Genomic DNA, 23,171 nt, shown 5'->3' on the forward strand with positions numbered 1-23,171 from the left:
GTCAAAGCGCGGATCATCGGTGTGCTCCCACCGGGGCCAGTTCGGAAACGATCTGTTCTGCGGTCCAGGGCGCCAACAGGAATCCTGACCGGCCGTGGCCGGCGGCCACCAGCGTTCGCGTGTCCAGGCGATGCACCAACGGCAGGTTATCGGGTGTCATCGGGCGCAACCCGGCTGCGCACTCGGCCAGCTCGTATTCACCCAGCGACGGCAGCACCGCGCACGCGTCGTCGAGCAGGTCACGCACCCCCGAGACGACCGGGGCGGTGTCGCGACCGTGTTCGTACTGGGTGGCGCCGACCACCAACCCATCGGCACGCGGCACCAGGTACACCTGCCGTCCGTGCACTCGGCCGCGGATAACCCGCCGCGGCAACGGCATGCAACCCCTGCGCCACCGCAGTCGCAGGACTTCGCCCTTCACCGGCCGCACCGGCAGGCCGGGCCACAACCCCGGCGCGTCGATGCCGTTGGCGATCACCACCGCGTCGGCCTGCACGCGCGACAGCTCATACACCGGAGGCGCCCATGACACCCCGAGGCGCTCGCACTCCGCGGCCAACGCGTCCAGCACCGCCCGGTTGTCCACGGCCAGCTCGGTGGGCGCCCGAAAGCCGTGCCGGATGCCCTGCGCCAGCAGCGGTTCGACGTCGCGGACGGCCGACTCCCAGACCACCGGGTGCCCCTGGGCCGACAACCACTCCGCGACGGTGCGCAGGTCGGCGGTGTCGGCACGGTCGACAGCGACCACCAGCGACTCGCGCGCGGTGACCACTTCGGGCGGCAGCCCGTCCAGGAAATCTCCGCGCCACAGTCGCAGCGATTCCAGGCCCAGCCGAAGCAACCGCTCTTCGCCGGGCCAGCCCTCGCTGTGCGGCGCGAGCATGCCGCCGGCGACCCAGGATGCACCCATCTGGTCGCTGCGGTGCACCCGTACCGACCACCCGGCTTGCGCGGCGCGGCGCGCCACTGCGAGCCCGATGACGCCGCCGCCGATGACGGCAAGGGACCCCAGTGGGGACCCGGGGGGCATCCCGGTCATTCTCGAGCCTCCCTTCGCCGGCATGACCCGGATCAGGTGTGACGGTAAGGGCAGGTCCGGGTGGCTCCGGCTGTGCCCACTCTCAGCCCCGCAGTCAGTCGACTACCCGGGACTCCCGTGTCTGGTGGTTCGCTTCGGCTCCACGCTAGCGCGCTAGCGTCTCGGTGTGCAGCGTCCCATCGATAGACGACTTTCCGTCCTGGCGACCGCGCGGCTGTATCTGTGCACCGACGCGCGCCGTGAGCACGGCGATCTGGCGGAGTTCGCCGACGCCGCCCTGGCCGGCGGGGTGGACATCATCCAGCTGCGCGACAAGGGATCGGCCGGCGCGCAGCGGTTCGGCCCGCTCGAAGCGCGCGAAGAGCTGGCGGCGTGCCGGGTCCTGGCTGACGCGGCGCGCCGGCACGGCGCCTTGTTCGCCGTCAACGACCGGGCCGACATCGCCCGCGCGGCCGGCGCCGATGTGCTGCACCTGGGGCAGGGCGACCTGCCGCTGGACGTCGCCCGCGACATCGTCGGGCCGGATGTGCTGCTCGGATTGTCCAGCCACGACCGCGACCAGGCGGCCGCCGCGGCCGGCGGTCGGGCCGACTACTTCTGCGTCGGTCCCTGCTGGCCGACGCCCACCAAACCGGGCCGCCAGGCGCCGGGCCTGGGACTGGTGCGGACCGTCGCCGAACTTGCAACCGACAAGCCCTGGTTCGCGATCGGCGGCATCGATGAGCGGCGGCTGCCCGAGGTGCTCGGTGCCGGTGCCGGGCGCATCGTGGTGGTCCGGGCGATCACCGCGGCCGCCGACCCGCGGGCCGCGGCCGAACGGCTCAGCTCGGCGCTGGCAGCAGCGAGCTGATCCGGCGGGTCAGCTGCGAGGGCTCTTGGCCGGCGTCCCCGGGCATGCACCAGACGAAGACGCCCGCCTCGATCTCGATCGTTCGCGGCAGGTATCGGCGTCTTTCGTCGCCGTCGTCCAGCGGCAACACCGCCGACGCGGTGCGCAGCCGCTGCCAGCTGGCCGCGAAGCCGGGATGCAGCGGCAGGTCGGCGACTTCGTTTTCGGCGACCCAACGCATCTCGGCGCTTTCCCGGTTGGGCACGGTGTGCAGCAATTCCTCGGCGTCGGCGACGACGGTGGTGTAGCTCCAGTGCGTGCCGGCCATTCCGGCGACCTTCGCCGTGACGACGGTCGCACGCACGGCGAGTCGCTCACCTTGCAGCCCGGCCTCTTCGTTTGCTTCGCGGACGGCGGTCTCCTCCGGCGTTTCGTGGCTGTCCCGGGCGCCGCCCGGCAGCCCCCAGGTTCCGCCCTGATGACTCCACACGGCGCGATGCTGCAGCAGGACCGCGGGCGTGCCGTCGGCTTGCGGGGCCCGCAGCAGCAAACCTGCCGCGCCGAAGCGGCCCCAGTAGTGAGCGCCGCTGTCGGAGATCACCCAGCCGTCACCGTCGCCCCGCACCGGTTCAGGATATGCAGACTTGGTGGGGGCGTCGCCAATTGCGTCCGCCTCCACCCATCCACCCGAACAAGCTCTTAGACTTCGCTTATAGATGTCCGTGCAGCGAAATCGAGTGGCCGAGAGACGAGGGCTGATTAGACGTGACGGTTGAGCTGGCGCACCCGTCGACCGAGCCGCAGGGATCGCGGTCACCGGCCGAACCAGCCCATCCACGCTGGTGGTTCGTCTCGACGACGCCCGGCCGCATCTTGACCATCGGCATCGTGCTGGCCGCGCTAGGCGGGATCAGCGCCTTCGCCACCTCGACCACCATCAACCACCGGCAGCAAGTGCTCACCACTGTGCTCAACCACACCGAGCCGCTGTCGTTCGCGGCCGGGCGGCTCTACACCACGCTGTCGGTGGCCGACGCCGCCGCGGCCACCGCATTCATCGCCGAGGCCGAACCACAGCCCGTTCGCCAGCGCTACGAGCAGGCCATCACCGACGCGTCGGTGGCCGTGACCCGGGCGTCGAGCGGGCTCACCGACGAACCGCTGGTGCAGTTGCTGGGCCGGATCAACGCCGAGCTGGCGGTCTACACCGGCCTGATCGAGATCGCCCGAACCAACAACCGGGAGGGCAATCCGGTCGGCTCGTCGTACCTGTCGGAGGCATCGGGACTGATGCAATCGACGATCTTGCCCGACGCGGCGCGGCTCTACCGGGCGACGTCGGAGCGGGTCGACGCCGAAACGACGGCGTCGACGCAGATTCCCGCGCCCGTCATCACGGTGGTCGGTGCCACCGTCATCTTCGGCGCGTTCTCCCACCGCTGGCTGGCACGGCGCACCCGGCGCCGCATCAACCCAGGTCTGGTGGTGGGCGCGCTCGCTATTCTCGTCATGGTGGTTTGGGTTGGAACTGCGCTGACCATTTCTACGACCGCCAGTCGTAGCGCGAAGGACACTGCAGCGGAATCCCTCAAAACCGTCACAAGTGTCGCGATCACCGCCCAGCAGGCGCGCGCCGACGAGACGCTGTCCCTGATCCGTCGCGGCGACGAAGAGAAACGTAAGCAGTCGTTCTACCAACGCATCGATTCCATGCACCGACAGCTCGAGCAGTACATGTCCCGCAGCGACGCAGTGGACAAGCCGGACCTGGAAGGCGCCGATCAGCTGCTGCTGCGCTGGCGGCAGGCCAACGACCGGATCACCTCGTACATCTCGGTGGGTAACTATCGGGCCGCAACCCAGGTGGCGCTGGGCAGCAGCGAAGAAGACTCCACCCCGGCGTTCGACAAGCTGGAGGGCGAGCTGGTCAAGGCCATGGACCAGGGCCGCATCACGCTGCGCAACGACGTCATCAACGCGCGCAGCGGCCTGTCCGGCGCCCAGGTGGGTGGGGTGGTGCTCAGCCTCGGCGCCGCCATCGCGGTGGCGCTGGGGCTGTGGCCGAGGCTGAAAGAGTATCGATGATGATCCGGCTGCCCCTGCTTCTTCGCCGGGCGTGCACCGCGGCCGCCGCGGTGGCGGTACTGGCGGGCTGCGGACACACGGAATCGCTACGAGTGGCCAGTGTGCCGACGTTGCCGCCACCGACGCCCGTCGGCATGGAACAGTTGCCGCCGCAGCCCCCGCTGCCGCCCGACGACCCCACTCGTGGCTGCGACCTGACCGCCAGCCTGCGGCCCTTCGCCACCAAGGCGGAGGCGGATGCGGCGGTCGCCGACATCCGGGCCCGCGGCCGGCTGATCGTCGGGCTCGACATCGGCAGCAACCTGTTCAGTTTCCGCGACCCGATCACCGGCGAGATCACCGGTTTCGATGTCGACATCGCCGGCGAGATCGCGCGCGACATCTTCGGGGCGCCGTCACACGTCGAGTATCGGATCCTGTCGTCGGACGAGCGGATCACCGCGTTGCAGAACTCCGAGGTGGACGTCGTGGTCAAGACCATGACCATCACCTGCGACCGGCGCAAACTGGTGAACTTCTCGACCGTCTACCTCGACGCCAATCAGCGCATCCTGGCCCCGCGCGACTCGCCGATCGTCAAGGTCTCCGACCTGTCCGGCAAGCGCGTCTGCGTGGCCAAGGGCACGACGTCCCTGCATCGGATCCGGCAGATCGATCCGCCACCGGTCGTGGTCTCGGTGGTCAACTGGGCCGATTGCCTGGTGGCGATGCAACAGCGGGAGATCGACGCGGTCAGCACGGACGATTCGATCCTGGCCGGTCTGGTCGAAGAGGACCCCTACTTGCACATCGTCGGCCCCAACATGGCCACTCAGCCCTACGGCATCGGGGTCAACCTGAACAACACCGGACTGGTGCGGTTCGTCAACGGAACCCTGGAACGGATCCGTCGGGACGGTACGTGGAACACGTTGTACCGCAAGTGGTTGACGGTGCTGGGCCCCGCGCCTGCCCCGCCCACGCCGAGGTATTCAGACTGATGGCCGAGCCGGAGAAGCAAACCGAGCAGCCGGAAACCGGCTCGGAGGACGTCGGCCCGGGCACCCAACCGGCCACCGTGCAGAGCGGCGCGACGACGGGGCGGCTGCAGGCAACGCAGGCACTGTTCCGCCCGGACTTCGACGATGACGACGATGACGACTTTCCGCACATCTCGCTGGGGGCGTTGGACACCGATCCGCAGGACCGCATGACGGTGGCGACGCGGTCGCTGCCTGCGGTCAGGCAGCTCGGCGGTGGCCTGGTCGAGATCCCGCGTGGGCGGGACATCGATCCGCTCGAAGCCCTGATGACCAACCCGGTGGTACCGGAGTCCAAGCGATTCTGCTGGAACTGCGGAAAGCCGGTCGGCCGGTCCAGCAAGAAAGCCAAGGGCACTTCGGAGGGCTGGTGCCCCTCCTGCGGCAGCCCGTATTCGTTTCTGCCACAGCTCAATCCCGGCGATATCGTCGCCAACCAATACGAGGTCAAGGGCTGCATCGCACACGGCGGTCTGGGCTGGGTCTATCTGGCGGTCGACCACAACGTCAACGACCGGCCGGTGGTGCTCAAGGGCTTGGTGCACTCCGGCGACGCGGAGGCGCAGGCGATCGCGATGGCCGAACGACAGTTCCTGGCCGAGGTGGTCCACCCGCAGATCGTGCAGATCTTCAACTTCGTCGAACACGTCGACCAGCACGGGAATCCGGTCGGCCTCATCGTCATGGAGTACGTCGGCGGTCAGGCGCTCAAGCACGGGAAGGGCGAGAAGCTACCCGTCGCCGAGGCCGTCGCCTACCTGCTGGAAATCCTGCCCGCGCTGAGCTATCTGCACTCCATCGGCCTGGTCTACAACGACCTGAAGCCGGAGAACATCATGCGCACCGAAGAGCAGCTCAAGCTGATCGACCTGGGTGCGGTTTCGCGAATCAATTCCTTCGGATACCTTTATGGCACACCGGGTTTCCAGGCGCCCGAGATCGTGCGCACCGGCCCGACGGTCGCCACCGACATTTACACCGTGGGCCGCACACTGGCCGCGCTCACGCTCAACCTGCACACCCGCAACGGCCGGTACGTCGACGGCTTGCCCGAGCACGACCCGGTGTTGAAAACCTACGACTCCTTCCGCCGGCTGTTGCGCCGCGCCACCGATCCCGACCCGCGGCGCCGGTTCGCCAGCACGGAGGAGATGTCCGCCCAGCTGATGGGTGTGCTGCGCGAGGTGGTCGCCCACGACAGTGGGGTGCCCAGGCCGGGCCTGTCAACGATCTTCAGTCCCAGCCGCTCGACGTTCGGGGTCGACCTGCTGGTCGCCCACACCGACGTCTACCTGGACGGTCAGGTCCACTCGGAGAAGCTCACCGCACGGGAAATCGTTACCGCGCTACAGGTTCCGCTGGTCGATCCGGCCGACGTCGCGGCTCCCGTCCTGCAGGCGACCGTGTTGTCCCAGCCGGTGCAGACCCTGGACTCGTTGCGCGCGGCACGGCACGGAACGCTGGATGCCGACGGGGTCGAGCTGTCCGAATCGGTGGAGCTGCCGCTGATGGAGGTCCGCGCCCTGCTGGATCTCGGCGATGTGGCCAAGGCCACCCGCAAGCTCGACGACCTGGCCGAGCGGGTCGGCTGGCAATGGCGGTTGGTGTGGTACAGGGCCGTCGCCGAGCTGCTCACCGGCGACTATGACTCGGCCACAACGCATTTCACCGAAGTGCTGGACACGTTCCCCGGCGAGCTGGCACCCAAGGTGGCGCTGGCCGCCACCGCCGAATTGGCCGGCGACGTCGACGACCACAAGTTCTACGAAACGGTGTGGAAAACCAACGACGGGGTGATCTCGGCCGCATTCGGGTTGGCTAGAACGCTGTCTGCGGAAGGGGATCGGGCCGCCGCGGTGCGGACGCTGGACGAGGTCCCGGCCAGCTCCCGGCACTTCACCACCGCGCGACTGACCAGCGCGGTGACGCTGTTGTCCGGACGGACCAAGAGCGAGATCACCGAGGAGGACATCCGCGACGCGGCCCGGCGGGTGGAGGCGCTGCCGCCGACCGAGCCCCGCGTGCTGCAGATCCGCGCCCTGGTGCTGGGCTGCGCGATGGACTGGCTGGAGGACAACAAGGCCAGCACCAACCACATCCTCGGATTCCCGTTCACCGAGCACGGGCTGCGGCTGGGAGTCGAGGCGTCGCTGCGCAATCTGGCCCGCGTCGCCCCGACCCAGCGACACCGCTACGCGCTTGTGGACATGGCGAACCGGGTGCGCCCCACCAGTACCTTCTAGCCGCGTCTGGCCGCTTCGCTCGTGGCCGCTTCGCGCATGACCATTTCCCGCGTGGTCGCTTCGCTCGTGGCCGCTTCGCGTCGGACCGCTTCCCGCGTGGTTGCTTCGCGTCGAGTGTGTATCGTGGGCCTTCAGTGTGAACGTCGGGAGGCGACACGCCGACAAACTCCGCCGTAGGTTCACTCCGAAAGCCGACAATTCACAGTCGATTTCGCTAGCGCCGCCCGAACTCGGCGAACGATGCCTTCGGGCCGGTCTTCCGCGACGACCCGGACGACGATCCAGCTCAGCTCTTCGAGCATCTCCTGGCGCTGAATGTCTTTGACGTATTGTCTTCGGTCGGTGCGATGTTGGTCGCCGTCATACTCGACGGCGACCATCGGCTCCGGCCAGCCCAAGTCCAGGTAGGCGGCGGGCAGGCCGTCCGCGCCGAACACCGGAATCTGGGTCTGCGGCCGCGGCAGGCCCGCGTCGATCAGGAGCAACCGCAAATAGCTTTCCCGCGGCGACTGTGAGCCCGGGTCGACAAGGTCGAGTGCCGTCTCCAGTCGCCGCAGGCCAGGCGTGCGCGGGTGTGCCTCGGCGACCCGCAGCACGCCGTCGACCTTGAAACCCGTTGCGCGGGCCAGCGCGTCGAGCCGGACGACGGCCGAGCGGATGGCCCCGCGGCGGCCGATGTCGAACGCGGTCCGCTCCGGGGTGGTGACAGCGAGCACACCGCACAGCTGCGTCTCGCCGGCACCCAATGTTTCCCGACGCGTCAGTACTGCGTTCGGGGGCCGGTTGTTGGCGTGTATCAGCTCAACCGGAACACCGTCGGGTACCCACTTGGCGCCGTGCAGGTAAGCGGCGGCGGCCCCTGAGATGACGGCTCGGCCACCAGACCACAGCCACGCAGCCGCAATTCGCAACTCAAGCGAGGGTACCGCGTCATTCGAGAGGTACACGTCGGGCAACAGTGCGCGGTATCGCGTCCGCAGCTGGTGCCGGCTCAGCGAGCCACAGCGCAACGCCTCGCTGCCGACAAATGGCTCCTTCATGTCGCGACCATCGCAGGTCGACCGCGCTCAGCGAGTACGTCTGTGCACAGGGCTGCCGGACCCTGGGCCTGCGGCCAGGGCCAAATGGGCCAAATGAGCCAAATGGGCCAACGGGAACCCCACCCGACGCGGTGCGATTCACGCGCCAAGCCACCGGCTTAATATCCGCCTAGCACGTCCACGCAGTCCCGGGCGATGGCCAGCTCTTCGTTGGTCGGGACCACCAGCACGGTGATCGGTGAATCGTCGGCGGAAATCTGACGCGCACCCTTACCGCCGCCGAGGTTGCGGCGCTCATCGAGCACGATGCCCAGTTCCTCCATGCCGGCGACCGCGTCGCGGCGCACCGCCGGATCGTTCTCGCCGATCCCGGCGGTGAAGCTGATGACATCGGTGTGCCCCAGCACCGCGAGGTAGGCGCCGATGTACTTGCGCAGCCGATGCGTGAACACGCTGTACGCCAGTTTTGCCGACTCGTCGCCGGATTCGATCATCGTCCGCAGCCGGCGAAAGTCGCGCTCCCCGGCCAGGCCCAACACCCCGGAGCGCTGGTTGAGCATGGCCTCGACGTCGTTGACGCCCATCTTCGCCACGTGGCACAGATAGGCGACGACACTGGGATCGATGTCGCCGCTGCGGGTGCCCATCACCAGACCTTCCAGCGGCGTCAAACCCATCGAGGTGTCCAGCGGCCGGACACCGGCGATCGCCGAGGCGGAGCAACCGTTACCCAGATGCAGCACAATCTGTTTCACGCCGCCGAGCGGTCGGTCCAGGAACGCCGCGGCCTGCTCGCTGACGTAGCGGTGCGACGTCCCGTGAAACCCGTACCGGCGGATCTGAAACCGCTGCGCCAAGTCGTGATCGATGGCGTAGGTGGCCGCCGCGGGCGGCAAGTCGTGGAAAAACCCGGTGTCGAACACGGCTATGTGGGCGAGGTCTGGCAGCAGCTTGCGCGCGACCTCGATTCCTTTGAGGGCGGGCGGATTGTGCAGCGGGGCCAACTCCGACAATTCGTCGAGCCTGCCGATCACCGTATCGTCCAGCAGCGTGGGTTGATAAAAAGTGTTGCCGCCGTGCACCACTCGATGACCCACCGCGGCGATGCCGCTCGCCTTCAGGTCGATGCCGTCGTCGGCCAGCGTGTCGAACGCGCTGCGCAGCGCCGCGTCATGGTCGGGGACCGCCGACGATTCCTCTCCGATCCGCTCGATGAGACCCGTCGCTCGCGCGTCTCCCGAATCGGGGTCGACCACTTGATATTTCAGGGATGACGAGCCCGAATTGATCACCAACACCAGGCGTCCGTCGCCACCGGCCGTCATGGCTGGCCCTGCGCCTGAATCGCGGTGATGGCCACGGTGTTCACGATGTCTTCGACCGACGCGCCCCTGGACAGGTCGTTGACCGGCTTGCGTAAGCCCTGCAACACGGGCCCGATGGCAAGTGCCCCGGCGCTACGCTGCACAGCCTTGTAGGTGTTGTTGCCGGTGTTGAGGTCGGGGAAGATCAACACGGTCGCGCGGCCTGCCACCGGCGAGTCGCGCAGTTTGGTGGCGGCGACCGACGGTTCGATCGCGGCGTCGTACTGGATCGGGCCCTCGACCGGCAGCTCGGGGTTGCGCTGCCGTACTAATTCTGTTGCCGTCCTTACCTTGTCGACGTCCGCGCCGGTACCCGAGTCGCCGGTCGAGTACGACAGCATCGCCACCCGCGGTTCGATGCCGAACTGCGCGGCGGTGCGCGCCGACGAGATCGCGATGTCGGCCAGCTGCTCGGGCGTCGGATTCGGGATGATCGCGCAGTCGCCGTACGCCAGCACGCGATCGGGCAGACACATCAAGAAGATGCTGGACACCGTCGAAACATCCGGGACCGTCTTGATGATCTCGAATGCGGGCCGAACGGTGTGGGCGGTGGTGTGCGCCGCGCCGGACACCATGCCGTCGACATGGGAGTTGTGCACCAGCATGGTGCCGAAATACGTACTGTCGCGCATGACCTCGCGGGCCTGCTCGACGGTGACGCCCTTCGCCTTGCGCAACTCTGCGTACTGGCAGGCGAACTCGTCGCGCAGCTCGCTGCTGCGCGGGTCGATCACGGTGGCATCACCCAGGTCGACCCCGAGTTCTGCAGCGCGCTGGCGGATTTGAGCCTCGTCGCCCAGGATGGTCAGGTCGGCCACGCGGCGCTGTAGCACCCGGCCGGCGGACCGCAGGATCCGGTCGTCGTCGCCCTCGGGAAGCACGATGTGCTTGCGATCCGAACGCGCCTGCAGCGTCAGCTGGTGAATGAACATCTGCGGCGTGACGACGGTGGGGATCGGGATGGCAAGCTGCGCAAGCAGATCGGTGATGTCGACATGGCGGTCCATCAGCTCCAGCGCGGTGTCGATCTTGCGCTGCGAGGTCGCCGTGACCCTGCCCCGGGCCGACGCCGCGGCGCTGCCGGTGTCGTAGGTGCCCAGCGCGGTGGCGACGATCGGTAGCCGCAGCCGCAGTCCGGCGACCAGGGCGGCGATGGACGGGTGCAGCGCGAATCCGCCGTTGAGCACGATGCACGACAGCGACGGAAAGCCCTCCGCGGCATGGGCGCTGGCGACGGCGAGCACCACGTCCGAGCGGTCGCCCGGGGTGATGACCGCGACGCCGTCGCTCAGCCGTTCCAGGACGTGGTCGGCGGTCATCCCCGCGACCAGTACGCCGGTGACCTCGCGTTCGCGCAGCGACTCTTCGCCGCTGACCGGCGTCCCACCGACCGCCTTCTCCAGCTCGGCCACCGTCGGCGCCGACAGCAGCGGCTGCTCGGGCAGCACGTAGCTGCGCTGGGTGAATTTGCGCAGCGCTTCGGCCACGTCGGCCAGCTCGGCCGGATCGCACCGGTTGGCCACCACCGCCGCGGTGTGCGCGTGCTGGGCGTCCAGTTCGGCGAGGCAGACGTCGACGACCCTGGCGATCTCGGCGGCGGTGCGCCCCTTGCCGCTGACCGTCAGCAGCAGCGGCGCACCGAGGTTGACCGCGATACGCGCATTGGTCGTGAGTTCCGCGGGCCGGGTCACGTCCGTGTAGTCACTGCCCACGATCACCACCACGTCGCACACCTCGGCCACCGCGTGATAGGCGTCGACGATGCGGGCGATCGCGGCATCGCCGTCGGCGTGCAGCTGCTGATACGTGACGCCGACGCACTGCTCGTACGACAGACCTGCGGTGGTCCGGGTCAGCAATAATTCGAGGATGTAGTCGCGGTCGTCTGACTCAGAGCGCGTAATGGGCCGAAACACACCGACTTTGGCGACCGTCGCGGTCAACCGGTGCAGCAGCCCCAGCGCTATCGTCGACTTGCCGGTCTCCGGCTCGGGCGCGGCTATGTAGATCGCTGTCACTGAACTGACACAGAGCCGGAAACCATTCGCGCGCCTCTCAGGCCAGCCGCCGCAGCCGCGGCGCCAGGTCCTTCTCGAAGAGCTCGAGGAAGCGGCGCTGATCATGGCCGGGGGCGTGGAACACCAGGTGGTTGAGGCCCCATTTCACGTACTGGCCGACCTTTTCGACCGCTTCGTCGGGATCGGACGCCACGATCCAGCGCTTGGTGATCTGCTCGATCGGCAGCGCGTCGGCGGCCTTCTCCATCTCGATTGGATCATCGATGGAGTGTTTCTGCTCGGCCGTCAGCGACAGCGGCGCCCAGAACCGGGTGTTCTCCCGGGCCAGTTCGGGGTCGGTGTCGTAGGAGATCTTGATCTCGATCATCCGGTCGACGTCGTCCGGATTCTTTCCGGCCGCTTCCGCCCCCTCCTTCATGGCGGGCATCAGTTTGTCCTTGTACAGCTCCTCGCCCTTGCCGGAGGTGCAGATGAACCCGTCGCCGGCCCGCCCGGCGTACTTGGCCACCTGCGGTCCGCCCGCCGCGATGTAGATCGGGATGCCGCCGTCGGGCACGTCGTAGATCGAGGCGCCCTTGGTTTTGTAGTACTCGCCTTCGAAGTCGACGCGGTCGCCCAGCCACAGTTCGCGCATCAGCCGCACCGATTCGCGCAGCCGCGCGTAGCGCTCCTTGAACTCCGGCCACTCGCCCTCATATCCCGTGGCGATCTCGTTCAGCGCCTCGCCGGTGCCGACACCGAGGAAGATGCGGTTCGGGTACAGGCAGCCCATCGTGGCGAACGCCTGGGCGATCACCGCGGGGTTGTACCGGAACGTCGGGGTGAGCACCGAGGTGCCCAGCACCAGCCTCTCGGTGCGCTCGCCGACCGCGGTCATCCAGGCCAGCGAGAACGGCGCGTGTCCGCCCTCGTGCCGCCACGGCTGGAAGTGGTCACTGACGGTCGCGCTGTCCATGCCGTGCCCTTCGGCGGCGACAGCGAGTTCGACCAGCTCGCGCGGTGCAAATTGTTCAGCGGACGCTTTGTATCCGAGTTTCAGTTCAGCCACTCGTTCTTTCTACTCCTGTGCTGACGGTCGCGACCCGCCGCGCCCGGCATCGCCGCGCTTGCGATCGCTTCTCGCAGCGCTCCTACACTCGCGGGCATGGGATCTGCGCCCACTCTCGTTCAAGTGTCCGACACGGTGTACCTCGCCCAGGGGGAGGCCGTTAACTGGACGCTGGTCGTCGACGGCACCGGCGTGATGCTGATCGACGCCGGATATCCCGGCGACCGCGAGGACGTGCTGTCGTCGCTGCGGGAGCTGAATTACGGCCCCGACGACGTGCGTGCCGTGCTGCTCACACACGCCCACATCGACCATTTGGGCTCGGCGATCTGGCTCGCGGATGAATATGGCACCGACGTGTTCTGCCATGTCGAGGAGGTGGGTCACGCCAAGCGCGAATATCTGGAGCAAGCGTCGGTTTTCGATGTCGCCCTGCGCATTTGGCGGCCGCGCTGGGCGGCGTGGGGTTTGCACGTACTGCGCAGCGGCGGCCTGATTCGAGACGGCATCCCGTCCACCCGGCCACTCACCGACGAGGTGGCCGCCGGTCTGCCCGGCCACCCGGCGGCGGTCTTCACCCCCGGACACACCAGCGGACACTGCTCGTACGTGGTGGACGGCGTGCTGGTCAGCGGCGACGCGCTGATCACCGGGCACCCGCTGCTGCGCCGACGCGGACCGCAGCTGCTGCCCGCGGTGTTCAGCCATAGCCAGCAGAATGCGGTGGGCAGCCTGGACACCCTGGCGCTGCTGGACACCGAGGTCCTGTTGCCCGGGCACGGCGACGTGTGGCGGGGCCCGATCCGGGAAGCGACCGCGCGCGCTGTCTCCCTGGCCGGCGGCAACTGACTCCGGCCGAAATCATCGCCACACCAACCAGATTCATCACCATAGCTTTGCTGTGCCACTCCCGAACGTGCCAGCGCATCCCCTACCGGGCTTCCTTGAAACCCGTTGTGGCGGCGCTTGACTCAGGTCAGCCACTTCTCGAACGCGATCGGGACAAAGGGACCCCAGTTGGGCAGAGGATCCGGCGGAATCCGGGTGTACCCGGTCGCGTCATACAGCGCCTCGGCCTCGGGCTGCCGATCGCCGGTGATCAAGTAGAGCCGCCGATACCCCCGCGCCAGGGTCTCGGCCTCCAGCGCGGCCAACAGCGCCCTGGCGTAACCACGGCGCCGGTGAGCGCCGTCGGTCCAGATCCGCTTGAGCTCCGCGGTGTTGGCGTCGTAACGGCGAAACGCACCGCCGGTCACCGGCACGCCGTCCAACACGCCGATCAGCAGTCCGCCGTCCGGTGGCGCCAACTCCGCCCGCGGTACCGGCAACCAGGTGAGGTGGGTGCTCGGTGTGCCGCCGTATCGCTGTGCATACTCGACTGCCAGTTCGGCCAGTAGCGGTTGGGCCAGCGGGTCGTCGTGAGTCGCCGATACGAACCGCAGTTGACCAGGTGCTGAGCTTGCTCCCGACATCACCCAACTCAAACGCGTGTCGCGGTGATGTATTCCGGGATGAACTCCGCGTCGCCGCGCCCCATCCGCCGCCGCCCGCCCAGTCCCATCGAGCCCAGCAGCTCGGTGATGCCAAGCCCGGCCGTCTGCCAGCCATTCGCCGCCAAATACTCTGGCAAATAATGATATTCGCCCGGATATGTCAGGCTGGCCAGGTCGACCTCCAGGCCGCGCTGCCGCCACCCGTCGACGAAGGCGCGCTCGGCCCCGAGGTGCAACGGATTCCAGACTGGCATGTGATCGGCGGTGAACCGGCTGCCCGCCGCGCTCGCGGCGGTGACGTCATTCAGCAATCGATTCTGCTCGTTGGGCGACAGGTATCCGACAAGCAACTGCTCGGCGACCCAGACCGTGGGCTGGGCGCTGTCGAACCCGACCCGGCGCAGCGCCCCCGGCCAATCCTGGCGCAGATCAATGCCGATCGCACACCGGTTGGTGGCCAATTCGGCACCCAGACCGCGCAGCACTTCGGCTTTGAAATCGAGCACTTGCGGCTGATCGACCTCGTACACCGTGGTCCCCCGCGACCACCACAGCCGGTAGGGCCGGGTGTCAAGACCAGACGCCAGGATCACCACCTGCCGAATGCCCGCCCGGACGGCGTCGGCCAGGAATTCGTCCACGAACCGCGTCTGCGCCGCCAGCACATCCATCAGCCCCGCCATCGCCGGGTCGTCACCGTCGTCCTCCGCGAACACATGGTCCTTGATCACCCGCGTGAGGTAGTCGATGCCGACCGCTCGCAGCAGCGGCTCAGCGAACGGATCGTTCAGCAGCCCCTTGTTGGTGGCCACCGCCCGCGCGGCCGCACCGAATGTTGCGGTCACCGCCACGTCGGCCGTTGGCACCATGGTCGTCTCAGACGCCGGAGCGACGCCGCAGCGCCAACCCGGCGGCCACTCGCCAGCCCAGCAACAACAGCGCCGTGACCGTCGTCGCGACCACCACGAAACTCCCCGCCACGCCCGCTGAGGTGACCTTGCGCAGCAGCATCCCGACGACCACGGTGGACAGCCACACGATGACCCCCGTCGGCACCACCGCGGTCGGTCGCCGCCACCCGCGAGAGACCAGCCACCCGACGACGGTGCCGGTGAGAAACGGCCACGCCGTCACGGCGATGCCCGTGACATTGAGACCTTCGTCGTGGCTGCGGCGCCCCACGGCACAGAACACCAGGACACCGACGACGTCCACCCCGAGCCAGGCCGGCCGCTGGAGCCTAAGCATGCAGGCAGACTACCGGGACGCTCGAGGAACCTTGACCGCGCAGCTGCGGTGAACCTAGATTCGTCAAGAATGAATACTCATTCACCCTGCGGCCTGGCGGTGGTGACCGGCGCGGGTTCCGGCATCGGCAGGGCCATAGCGCTGGGCCTTGCCGCACGCGGCGAGCGCGTGGTCGCCGCCGATCTCGACCCGGCGGCGGCATCGGCCACCGCCGACGAACACCCCGACCTGATCACCGCGCTACCGGTGGATGTGGCCGTCCCGGACCAGGTTAACGCCCTGCGGGATCGGATCAACGCCGATCTGGGCGTGCCCCGCACCGTCGTCAACGCCGCCGGATGGGACCGCACCGACCAATTCCTCAATGCCACACCGGAATTCGCCCAGAAGGTGGTGGCCATCAACTATCTGGGCCCGGTGCATGTCTGCTCGGCGTTCCTGCCCGGGATGATCGAGACGCACGGCGGCGGACGGGTGGTCAACGTGGCCAGCGACGCCGGGCGTGTCGGCAGCGCCGGTGAGAGCATCTACGCCGGCGCCAAGGGCGGGGTGATCGCCTTGACCAAGTCGCTGGCCCGCGAGATGGCTCGACACCACATCACCGTGAACTGCGTGTGCCCCGGCCCGACCGATACCCCGCTGTTTCATGCGCAGCCCGAAAAATTGCAGGAAGCACTGGTCACGGCGATCCCGTTTCGCCGGTTGGCCCGGCCCGAGGAGGTCGCCGCGCCCGTGCTGTTCTTCGCATCCGACGCCGCCTCGTTCATCACCGGACAGGTGATCAGTGTGAGCGGCGGCCTGACGATGGCAGGCTGATCACATGAGTAGCACCCAGACACCACCCGCCTTCGATCGCGACGACCCGCTCGGCCTCGACGCCTCGCTATCCAGCGATGAGCTTGCGGTGCGCGACACCGTGCGGGACTTCTGCGCGGAACACGTTCTCCCGCACGTCGCGGAGTGGTTCGAGATCGGCGACCTTCCGGTCCGCGAACTGGCCAAGGGCTTCGGTCAACTCGGCCTGCTGGGCATGCACCTAAACGGGTATGGCTGCGGCGGCGCCTCCGCCGTGCACTACGGGCTGGCCTGCGTGGAGCTGGAAGCCGCCGACTCCGGGATTCGGTCGATGGTCTCGGTGCAGGGCTCGCTGGCGATGTTCGCGATCTGGAATTTCGGGTCCGAGGAGCAGAAGCAGGAGTGGTTGCCCGGCATGGCCACCGGCGAGCTGCTCGGCTGCTTCGGCCTGACCGAACCCGACGTCGGCTCCGATCCGGCCGCGATGAAAACGCGGGCGCGCCAAGATGGTTCGGACTGGGTGCTAAACGGACGCAAACTGTGGATCACCAACGGCTCGGTTGCCGACGTCGCGGTTGTCTGGGCCGCGACCGACGACGGGATCCGCGGTTTCATCGTGCCGACCAAGACGCCGGGGTTCAGCGCCAACACAATTCACCACAAGCTGTCGCTGCGGGCCTCGATCACCAGCGAGCTGGTGCTCGACGACGTGCGGGTGCCGGCCGAGGCGATGCTGCCCGAGGCCAAGGGGCTGCGCGGGCCGCTGTCGTGTCTGTCCGAGGCGCGCTACGGAATCATCTGGGGCTCGATGGGAGCGGCCCGCTCGGCCTGGCGGGCCGCGCTGGATTACTCCACCCAACGCACCCAGTTCGGTCGCCCCATCGCCGGCTTCCAGCTGACCCAGGCCAAGCTCGTCGACATGGCGGTAGAGCTGCACAAGGGCCAGCTGTTGTCGCTGCACCTCGGCCGCCTCAAGGACAGCCACGGGCTGCGTCCCGAGCAGGTCAGCTTCGGCAAGCTCAACAACACCCGTGAGGCGATCAAGATCTGCCGGACCGCACGAACCATATTGGGCGGCAATGGAATATCGCTGGAGTACCCGGTCATCCGGCACATGGTCAACCTGGAATCGGTGCTGACGTATGAGGGCACGCCCGAGATGCATCAGCTGGTGCTCGGGCAGGCATTCACCGGCGCCGACGCCTTCCGCTGACAGGAGCACCGATGGCCGCACGCCTGCAGTACGCGTCCGAGCATCACCAGTTCCGAGAACTGGTACGCGGTTTCGTGCGACAGACGGTGATGCCCAATCATGAGAAGTGGGAACGGGACGGCCAGTGGGATCGCTCGCTGTTCATCGAGGCGGGCAAACTGGGGCTGCTCGGCTTCTCGGTGCCCGCGCATCTCGGCGGGCCGGGTGTGAGCGATTTCCGCTACAACGCGATCGTGATCGACGAATTGCAGCGCGCGGGTGCCGCCGCCGAGGCCATCGCCTTCACTCTGCAAAACGACGTGGTGTTGCCCTATCTCACCGATCTGACCAATCCCGAACAGCAAAAGCGCTGGCTACCCGGCGTGGTCACCGGTGAGACGGTGCTGGCCATCGCGATGACCGAGCCCGGCACCGGCAGCGACCTGGCCGGGATCCGCACGACCGCGGTGCGAGACGGTGACGACTACGTCGTCAACGGCGCCAAGACGTTCATCTCCAACGGGCAGATCGGCGATCTCTTCGTCATCGCGGTGCGCACCTCGCCGGATCGCCACCAAGGGCTGTCGCTCCTGGTCGTCGAACCCGCCACACCCGGCTTCTCCCGCGGCCGCAACCTGGAGAAGATCGGCCTGCACGCCCAAGACACCAGTGAACTCACCTTCACCGACATGCGGGTGCCCAGCGCCAATCTGCTCGAAGACGAGGGCAAGGGTTTCTACCAGCTGATGAAGAACCTGCCCCAGGAGCGGCTCGCGCTCGGGGTGGGTGCGGTGGCCGCCGCCGAAGGCATTCTTGCCGAGACCCTCGACTACGTGCGCGACCGCACCGCGTTCGGCTCACCGATCGCCGGCTTCCAAAACAGCCAGTTCGTCCTCGCCGAACTCGCAACCGAAATCGACATCGCCCGTACCTATCTCGACGACTGCCTGGCCGAGCACCTGGCGGGTGAGTTGACCGCAGCACGTGCCGCCCGCCTGAAGTGGTGGACCACCGACTTGCAGGTGCGCACCGCCGACCGCTGCCTGCAACTGCACGGCGGGTACGGCTACATGCGCGAATACAGTGTGGCGCGCGCCTTCGTCGACGCCCGCATTCAGACTATCTACGGCGGCACCAACGAGATAATGAAGACGATCATCGCCAAGGACCTGGGCATCTGAGGCGTCCATGGTCACCGATTACAGCGATCTTCCCGTCGAGGAGGCCGTGCGCGCCGCCCGGGCCAGCTCGCGGCGCCGTCAAGTGCTGGATGCCGCCGTCAAGGTGATGGGCCGCAACGGGTTTCACCAAATGTCCATGCAGGACCTGGCCACCGAGGCCAAGGTCAGCGTCGGCCTGATCTACAAGTACTTCGGCGGCAAGGAGGACCTACTGCTCGCGACGATCGTGCGGATCCTGGACGTGTTCCGCGATCAGCTGGCACCGGTGATCGCGGCCGCCGGCGACGACGTCGTCGATCAGTTGACCGCGGGCGTGCGCCGCTACATCGAGATCGTCGACGAGAATCTCGACGGCGTGGTGCTGACCTACCGCGAGAGCCGCACCCTCGGGGCGCCCGGCCGCACGCAGATCAAGGACCTCGAAATCGGCAGCGCCGCACCGCTGCGCGCGGTGATCGAGGACGGTATCACGCAGGGGGTCTTTCGCGCCGTCGACGTCGACCTCACCGTGTTCGACATCGTGCTGCTCGCCCACGGCTGGGCGCTCAAGCACTGGCACTTCGGGACGATTTACACCATCGATCGGTACATCGGGTTGCAGACCCGGCACGTGCTGACCGGATTGATCGCCGACGATCGCCGCGCCGACTACGCGCACGTGCTGAAATAAGGGTCATGAGATTGAGCGCGCGCCCGATTCGCGGCATGGTCGCGCTGTTGGTCCTGGGCGCCGCCGGCGGTATGCCGACGGCGGGCGCCGATCCCAGCGGGGCACTGCCCACCATGACGTCCAGCGGCGGTGGGCCGATCATCGGTGGCGGCAGCAACGCCGGGATCGCGCAGCAGCTGTTCGGCTTCGGCAAGCCCGATGTGCAGGAGGCCGACGGCTCGGACGCCGCGCAATTCATCACGACCGCCGCCGCGAGCACGAGTTCCCAACTGGCCGCGCCTTTCTCGTTGATGCGCCGGGCGCTTTCGTGCCAGACCAACAACGCCGGGTTCGGTGCGCGCGCCTATCGACGTAGCGACGGGCAATGGGGAGGCGCGATGGTCGTGGCCGCCAAGAGCGCCACCCCGAACGTCGATGGGCTGATCGCCTGCGCCAAGACCAATTGGCGCCGCACCACAGCCGGTACGCAGACTTCGCTCTGCAACAGCGGCTGGAGCACCCCCAACACCTACGAGAGCCGTCGCGGCGAGACCTACTACGTCCTGCTCGCGGGCACCGCCGACGACTTCTGCACCGCGGTCAACGCAAAATTCAAGGACAACTCCAACGGGTGGCCTTTCTAGGGGCAAGGAGTCATAGGCTGGGTATGCGCCGCAGGGGGCTTGCGGAAAAACAGAAGGGGTGAGCATGTCGCGTCATCACGTCGTCATCATCGGAAGCGGATTCGGCGGGCTGAACGCGGCCAAGTCACTCAGAAGGGCCGACGTCGACGTCACCCTGATCTCGAAGACGACGACCCACCTGTTCCAGCCGCTGCTGTACCAAGTGGCCACCGGCATCCTGTCCGAGGGTGACATCGCCCCGACCACCCGGCTGATCCTGCGGCGGCAGAAGAACGTCCGGGTGCTGTGGGGCGACGTCAGCGAGATCGACCTGACGGCGAAGACGGTCACCTCGCATCTGATGGGCATGCAGACGGTGTCGCCCTTTGACAGCCTGATCGTCGCCGCGGGCGCGCAGCAGTCGTACTTCGGCAACGACCAGTACGCGGCCTTCGCGCCCGGCATGAAAAGCGTCGACGACGCCCTCGAGCTGCGGGCCCGGATCCTGGGTGCGTTCGAGGCCGCCGAGGTCGCCACCGACCCGGCCGAGCGGCAACGTCGCCTGACGTTCGTGGTCGTCGGCGCGGGTCCGACCGGGGTCGAGCTGGCCGGCGAGATCGTCCAGCTCGCCGAGCGCACCCTGGCCGGGGCGTTCCGGACGATCACCCCCAGCGAATGTCGCGTCATCCTGCTCGACGCGGCACCCGCCGTGCTGCCGCCGATGGGTACCAAGCTGGGCTGCAAGGCGCAACGCCGGCTGCAGAAGATGGACGTCGAGATCCAGCTCAACGCGATGGTGACCGCGGTTGACTACATGGGCATCACGGTCAAGGAGAAGGACGGCGGCGAGCGGCGCATCGAATGCGCGTGCAAAGTGTGGGCCGCGGGCGTACAGGCCAGCTCACTGGGCGCGATGATCGCCGAGCAATCCGACGGAACCGAGACCGACCGCGCCGGCCGGGTGATCGTCGAGCCCGACCTCAGCATCAAGGGGCATCCCTACGTGTTCGTCGTCGGCGACCTGATGTCCGTCCCCGGAGTGCCGGGGATGGCCCAGGGCGCGATCCAGGGGGCACACTACGTCACCAAGCTCATCAAGCAGGCGGTCAACGGCCACGACGATCCCGCCAACCGCAAGCCGTTCAAGTACTTCGACAAGGGCAGCATGGCGCTGATCTCGCGGTATAGCGCGGTCGCAAAGGTCGGCAAGCTGGAGTTCGGCGGCTTCATCGCCTGGCTGGCGTGGCTGCTGCTGCATCTGTACTACCTGATCGGCCACCGCAATCGCATCGCCGCCATGTTCGCCTGGGGGATCTCCTTTTTGGGTCGCACCCGCGGCCAGATGGCCATCACCAGCCAGATGATGTACGCCCGCCCGGTGGTGGACTGGGTGGAGCAGCAAGCGCAAGAGGGAACCCTGGCGGCGGCCGAACGCATCGACGCGGCCGAAAAGCAAGCCGGCTAGCTGAGCGCCCGATCGATGTCGGCGATCAGATCGTCGGTGCCCTCCAGCCCGACGGAGATGCGCACCACGCCGTCACCGAGCCCGATCGCCGCGCGACCCTCCGGGCCCATGGCCCGGTGGGTGGTGGTCGCGGGATGCGTGACAAGGGATTTGGCGTCGCCGAGATTGTTCGAGATGTCGATCAGCTGAAGCTTGTCCAGCACCTCGAAGGCGCGTTGCTTGGCCTTGTCGTCGGGGCAGTCGAGCGCGAACGTGATCACCGTTCCCCCGCCGGACATCTGGCGCTTGGCCAGGTCGTATTGCGGATGCGAGGAAAGATACGGGTAGCGAACCCAACTCACCGCCGGATGGCTCTCCAGGAATTCGGCGATCCGGAAGGCCGAGTTGTTGCTGTGTTCCACCCGGACCGCCATCGTCTCAAGGCCTTTCACCAACACCCAGGCGTTGAATGCGCTCATCGCCGGGCCGGTGTGCCGCATCAGCTTCTGCACCGGACCGTCGATGTACTCCTTGTCGCCCAAGATGGCCCCGCCGAGCACCCGGCCCTGACCGTCGATGTGCTTGGTGGCGGAGTACACCACCACGTCAACGCCGAGCGGAATGCCCTGCTGCAGAAGCGGTGTCGCAAACACGTTGTCCAACACCACTTTTGCACCCGCGGCGTGCGCAAGCTCGCACACCGCGGCGACGTCAACCAGCGACTGCATGGGATTGGACGGCGTCTCGAAGAACACCGCCGTGGTGGGCACCGACAACGCCTGCTCCCACTGGTCCAGGTCGTCGCCGTCGACGAAGACGGTTTCGACTCCCCATCGCGGCAGGATCTCATTGCACACGACGAAACACGAGCCGAACAGGCTGCGCGACGCGACCAGGCGGTCCCCCGCGCCCAGCAGCGCGCCCAACGAGGTGAACACCGCCGCCATGCCACTCGCGGTGGCGAAGGCCGCCGGGGCCCCTTCGAGCAGGCGCAACCGCTCCTCGAACATCGTCACGGTGGGGTTGCCGTAGCGCGAGTAGACGAAGCGGTCCACCTCACCGGTGAACGACCCCTCCGCAACCGCCGCCGACTCGTAGACGTAACCCGAGGTCAAAAACATCGCCTCGGCGGTCTCGTCGAAATTCGAACGCAACAGCCCGCCACGCACGCCGATGGTCGCCTGGCTGACGCCGTCGGGCAGCGCCGCGGGCACGCGAACGGAATTGTTGTCGGGTAGGGTCATCGCCGACTCAGCCCTGTTTCCAAGGCAATCCGATGGCCCGCCAGCCTGTTTCGCCCCGGTGGCCGTTGGCATCGAGTTGGCCCTCGAAGCCGTCCACGATGTTGTAAGCCGGCGTGATGCCCAGCTCGGTCGCGACCTCGGCGGCGCCGATGGAGCGGTTGCCGGACCGACACAAGAACAGCACCGGACGCTGCGCGCCGGATTCCGCCGGCGCCACCTGCTCGCGCAGTTGGTCGGCGAAATTCGCGTTGCGCTGTCCGTCGGAGTAATTCCACTCCAGGAACAACACCTCACGGCCGAGGCTGGACAGATCGGGCACACCGACGAATTTCCATTCGGCATCGGTCCGCACGTCGATCAGCACGGCGTCAGGATTGTCGCTGAGCAGCTTCCATGCGTCCAGGGGCGAGATGTCCCCGGCGTAGGAGTGTGCGTGCTCTGTGCTCATGCTCGTTTCCCTCATCGTTCGTTGTCAGCCACCCTATCCGCGCCCGAGCCGTCAGGCCCCGGCCCCCGGCCGGATCGCCCCCGTCCCCGCAGCGGCATCTGACCTGCGATGGTATCGAGGCCGTCGCCGCACCCAGCCGGGGGCGGTCGATTCGCACCACCCG

General features: G+C 67.6%; 22 protein-coding genes. 11 read left to right on the forward strand and 11 right to left on the reverse strand.

What is annotated here, in order from left to right:
* Positions 1-13 precede the first annotated feature (13 nt).
* On the reverse strand, positions 14-1,033 hold the full coding sequence (gene thiO, locus AC5Y4F_RS14955; RefSeq protein WP_067933992.1) for a glycine oxidase ThiO: 1,020 nt from the start codon (positions 1,031-1,033) through the stop codon (positions 14-16).
* 187 nt (positions 1,034-1,220) lie between these two features.
* On the opposite strand from thiO, the gene thiE reads away from it, so the two are divergent.
* Positions 1,221-1,892 (forward strand): thiamine phosphate synthase, encoded by a 672-nt coding sequence (gene thiE / locus AC5Y4F_RS14960; protein WP_082947589.1) that lies wholly within the window; start codon positions 1,221-1,223, stop codon positions 1,890-1,892.
* On the opposite strand, the gene AC5Y4F_RS14965 is transcribed toward thiE, so the two are convergent.
* On the reverse strand, positions 1,864-2,496 hold the full coding sequence (locus AC5Y4F_RS14965; RefSeq protein WP_067933898.1) for an NUDIX hydrolase: 633 nt from the start codon (positions 2,494-2,496) through the stop codon (positions 1,864-1,866). The two genes, thiE and AC5Y4F_RS14965, sit on opposite strands and share 29 nt — an antisense overlap.
* 140 nt (positions 2,497-2,636) lie before the next feature.
* Between AC5Y4F_RS14965 and glnX the strand changes: the two genes are divergently transcribed.
* From glnX to AC5Y4F_RS14980, 3 genes are read left to right on the forward strand one after another with little or no spacing between them, the layout of a single operon-like run.
* Positions 2,637-3,956 (forward strand): protein kinase G-activating protein GlnX, encoded by a 1,320-nt coding sequence (gene glnX, locus AC5Y4F_RS14970; protein ID WP_499997483.1) that lies wholly within the window; start codon positions 2,637-2,639, stop codon positions 3,954-3,956.
* Positions 3,956-4,936, forward strand: a complete 981-nt coding sequence (locus tag AC5Y4F_RS14975) for a glutamate ABC transporter substrate-binding protein (RefSeq protein WP_067939847.1) — start codon at positions 3,956-3,958, stop codon at positions 4,934-4,936. The genes glnX and AC5Y4F_RS14975 overlap by 1 nt, the downstream gene beginning before the upstream one ends.
* The gene (locus AC5Y4F_RS14980; RefSeq protein ID WP_067939845.1) at positions 4,936-7,218 is read left to right on the forward strand and encodes a serine/threonine-protein kinase PknG; all 2,283 of its coding nucleotides are present in this window, start codon (positions 4,936-4,938) and stop codon (positions 7,216-7,218) included. The genes AC5Y4F_RS14975 and AC5Y4F_RS14980 overlap by 1 nt, the downstream gene beginning before the upstream one ends.
* A gap of 179 nt (positions 7,219-7,397) precedes the next feature.
* Here the strand turns inward: AC5Y4F_RS14980 and AC5Y4F_RS14985 are convergent, their stop codons facing one another.
* From AC5Y4F_RS14985 to fgd, 4 genes are all read right to left on the reverse strand, one after another.
* The gene (locus AC5Y4F_RS14985; protein ID WP_499997484.1) at positions 7,398-8,258 is read right to left on the reverse strand and encodes a hypothetical protein; all 861 of its coding nucleotides are present in this window, start codon (positions 8,256-8,258) and stop codon (positions 7,398-7,400) included.
* Between the two features lie 158 nt (positions 8,259-8,416).
* The gene (locus AC5Y4F_RS14990; RefSeq protein WP_067939843.1) at positions 8,417-9,583 is read right to left on the reverse strand and encodes an acetate kinase; all 1,167 of its coding nucleotides are present in this window, start codon (positions 9,581-9,583) and stop codon (positions 8,417-8,419) included.
* Entirely contained in the window at positions 9,580-11,643 is a 2,064-nt protein-coding gene (gene pta, locus AC5Y4F_RS14995) for a phosphate acetyltransferase (protein ID WP_499997485.1), read from the reverse strand. The genes AC5Y4F_RS14990 and pta overlap by 4 nt, the downstream gene beginning before the upstream one ends.
* Before the next feature lie 37 nt (positions 11,644-11,680).
* On the reverse strand, positions 11,681-12,691 hold the full coding sequence (gene fgd, locus AC5Y4F_RS15000) for a glucose-6-phosphate dehydrogenase (coenzyme-F420) (RefSeq protein ID WP_067939840.1): 1,011 nt from the start codon (positions 12,689-12,691) through the stop codon (positions 11,681-11,683).
* 96 nt (positions 12,692-12,787) lie between these two features.
* On the opposite strand from fgd, the gene AC5Y4F_RS15005 reads away from it, so the two are divergent.
* Positions 12,788-13,540: an MBL fold metallo-hydrolase gene (locus AC5Y4F_RS15005; protein WP_067939839.1), complete on the forward strand. Its 753-nt coding sequence runs from the start codon at positions 12,788-12,790 to the stop codon at positions 13,538-13,540.
* A 122-nt stretch (positions 13,541-13,662) separates the two neighbouring features.
* Here the strand turns inward: AC5Y4F_RS15005 and AC5Y4F_RS15010 are convergent, their stop codons facing one another.
* Genes AC5Y4F_RS15010 through AC5Y4F_RS15020 form a run of 3 tightly spaced genes read right to left on the reverse strand, consistent with a single transcriptional unit; the run spans position 13,663 to position 15,432 of the window.
* Positions 13,663-14,163, reverse strand: coding sequence for a GNAT family N-acetyltransferase (locus AC5Y4F_RS15010; RefSeq protein WP_499997486.1), 501 nt, complete (start codon positions 14,161-14,163; stop codon positions 13,663-13,665).
* Between the two features lie 8 nt (positions 14,164-14,171).
* Positions 14,172-15,053 (reverse strand): class I SAM-dependent methyltransferase, encoded by an 882-nt coding sequence (locus tag AC5Y4F_RS15015; protein WP_499997487.1) that lies wholly within the window; start codon positions 15,051-15,053, stop codon positions 14,172-14,174.
* Between the two features lie 7 nt (positions 15,054-15,060).
* Positions 15,061-15,432 carry a DUF3054 domain-containing protein gene (locus AC5Y4F_RS15020; RefSeq protein ID WP_067939833.1) on the reverse strand — a complete coding sequence of 124 codons (372 nt, stop codon included), beginning with the start codon at positions 15,430-15,432 and terminating at the stop codon, positions 15,061-15,063.
* A 69-nt stretch (positions 15,433-15,501) separates the two neighbouring features.
* Here AC5Y4F_RS15020 and AC5Y4F_RS15025 point away from each other — a divergent pair, with 69 nt between their 5' ends.
* From AC5Y4F_RS15025 to AC5Y4F_RS15050, 6 genes are all read left to right on the forward strand, one after another.
* Positions 15,502-16,248 carry an SDR family NAD(P)-dependent oxidoreductase gene (locus AC5Y4F_RS15025; RefSeq protein ID WP_499997488.1) on the forward strand — a complete coding sequence of 249 codons (747 nt, stop codon included), beginning with the start codon at positions 15,502-15,504 and terminating at the stop codon, positions 16,246-16,248.
* A gap of 4 nt (positions 16,249-16,252) precedes the next feature.
* On the forward strand, positions 16,253-17,440 hold the full coding sequence (locus AC5Y4F_RS15030) for an acyl-CoA dehydrogenase family protein (RefSeq protein ID WP_067939829.1): 1,188 nt from the start codon (positions 16,253-16,255) through the stop codon (positions 17,438-17,440).
* Positions 17,441-17,451: 11 nt separating this feature from the next.
* Positions 17,452-18,600: an acyl-CoA dehydrogenase family protein gene (locus tag AC5Y4F_RS15035; protein ID WP_499997489.1), complete on the forward strand. Its 1,149-nt coding sequence runs from the start codon at positions 17,452-17,454 to the stop codon at positions 18,598-18,600.
* A gap of 7 nt (positions 18,601-18,607) precedes the next feature.
* On the forward strand, positions 18,608-19,270 hold the full coding sequence (locus AC5Y4F_RS15040) for a TetR/AcrR family transcriptional regulator (protein ID WP_067939825.1): 663 nt from the start codon (positions 18,608-18,610) through the stop codon (positions 19,268-19,270).
* Positions 19,271-19,275: 5 nt separating this feature from the next.
* Positions 19,276-19,893, forward strand: a complete 618-nt coding sequence (locus tag AC5Y4F_RS15045; RefSeq protein ID WP_499997490.1) for a hypothetical protein — start codon at positions 19,276-19,278, stop codon at positions 19,891-19,893.
* A 64-nt stretch (positions 19,894-19,957) separates the two neighbouring features.
* On the forward strand, positions 19,958-21,337 hold the full coding sequence (locus tag AC5Y4F_RS15050) for an NAD(P)/FAD-dependent oxidoreductase (RefSeq protein ID WP_067939821.1): 1,380 nt from the start codon (positions 19,958-19,960) through the stop codon (positions 21,335-21,337).
* Here AC5Y4F_RS15050 and AC5Y4F_RS15055 read toward each other — a convergent pair.
* On the reverse strand, positions 21,334-22,560 hold the full coding sequence (locus AC5Y4F_RS15055) for an O-succinylhomoserine sulfhydrylase (RefSeq protein ID WP_499997491.1): 1,227 nt from the start codon (positions 22,558-22,560) through the stop codon (positions 21,334-21,336). The two genes, AC5Y4F_RS15050 and AC5Y4F_RS15055, sit on opposite strands and share 4 nt — an antisense overlap.
* Positions 22,561-22,567: 7 nt before the next feature.
* Complete coding sequence (locus tag AC5Y4F_RS15060) at positions 22,568-23,008, reverse strand: rhodanese-like domain-containing protein (protein WP_499997492.1); 441 nt, start codon at positions 23,006-23,008, stop codon at positions 22,568-22,570.
* Between the last annotated feature and the right edge of the window lie 163 nt (positions 23,009-23,171).

This window comes from Mycobacterium sp. NGS56 (assembly GCF_059812425.1).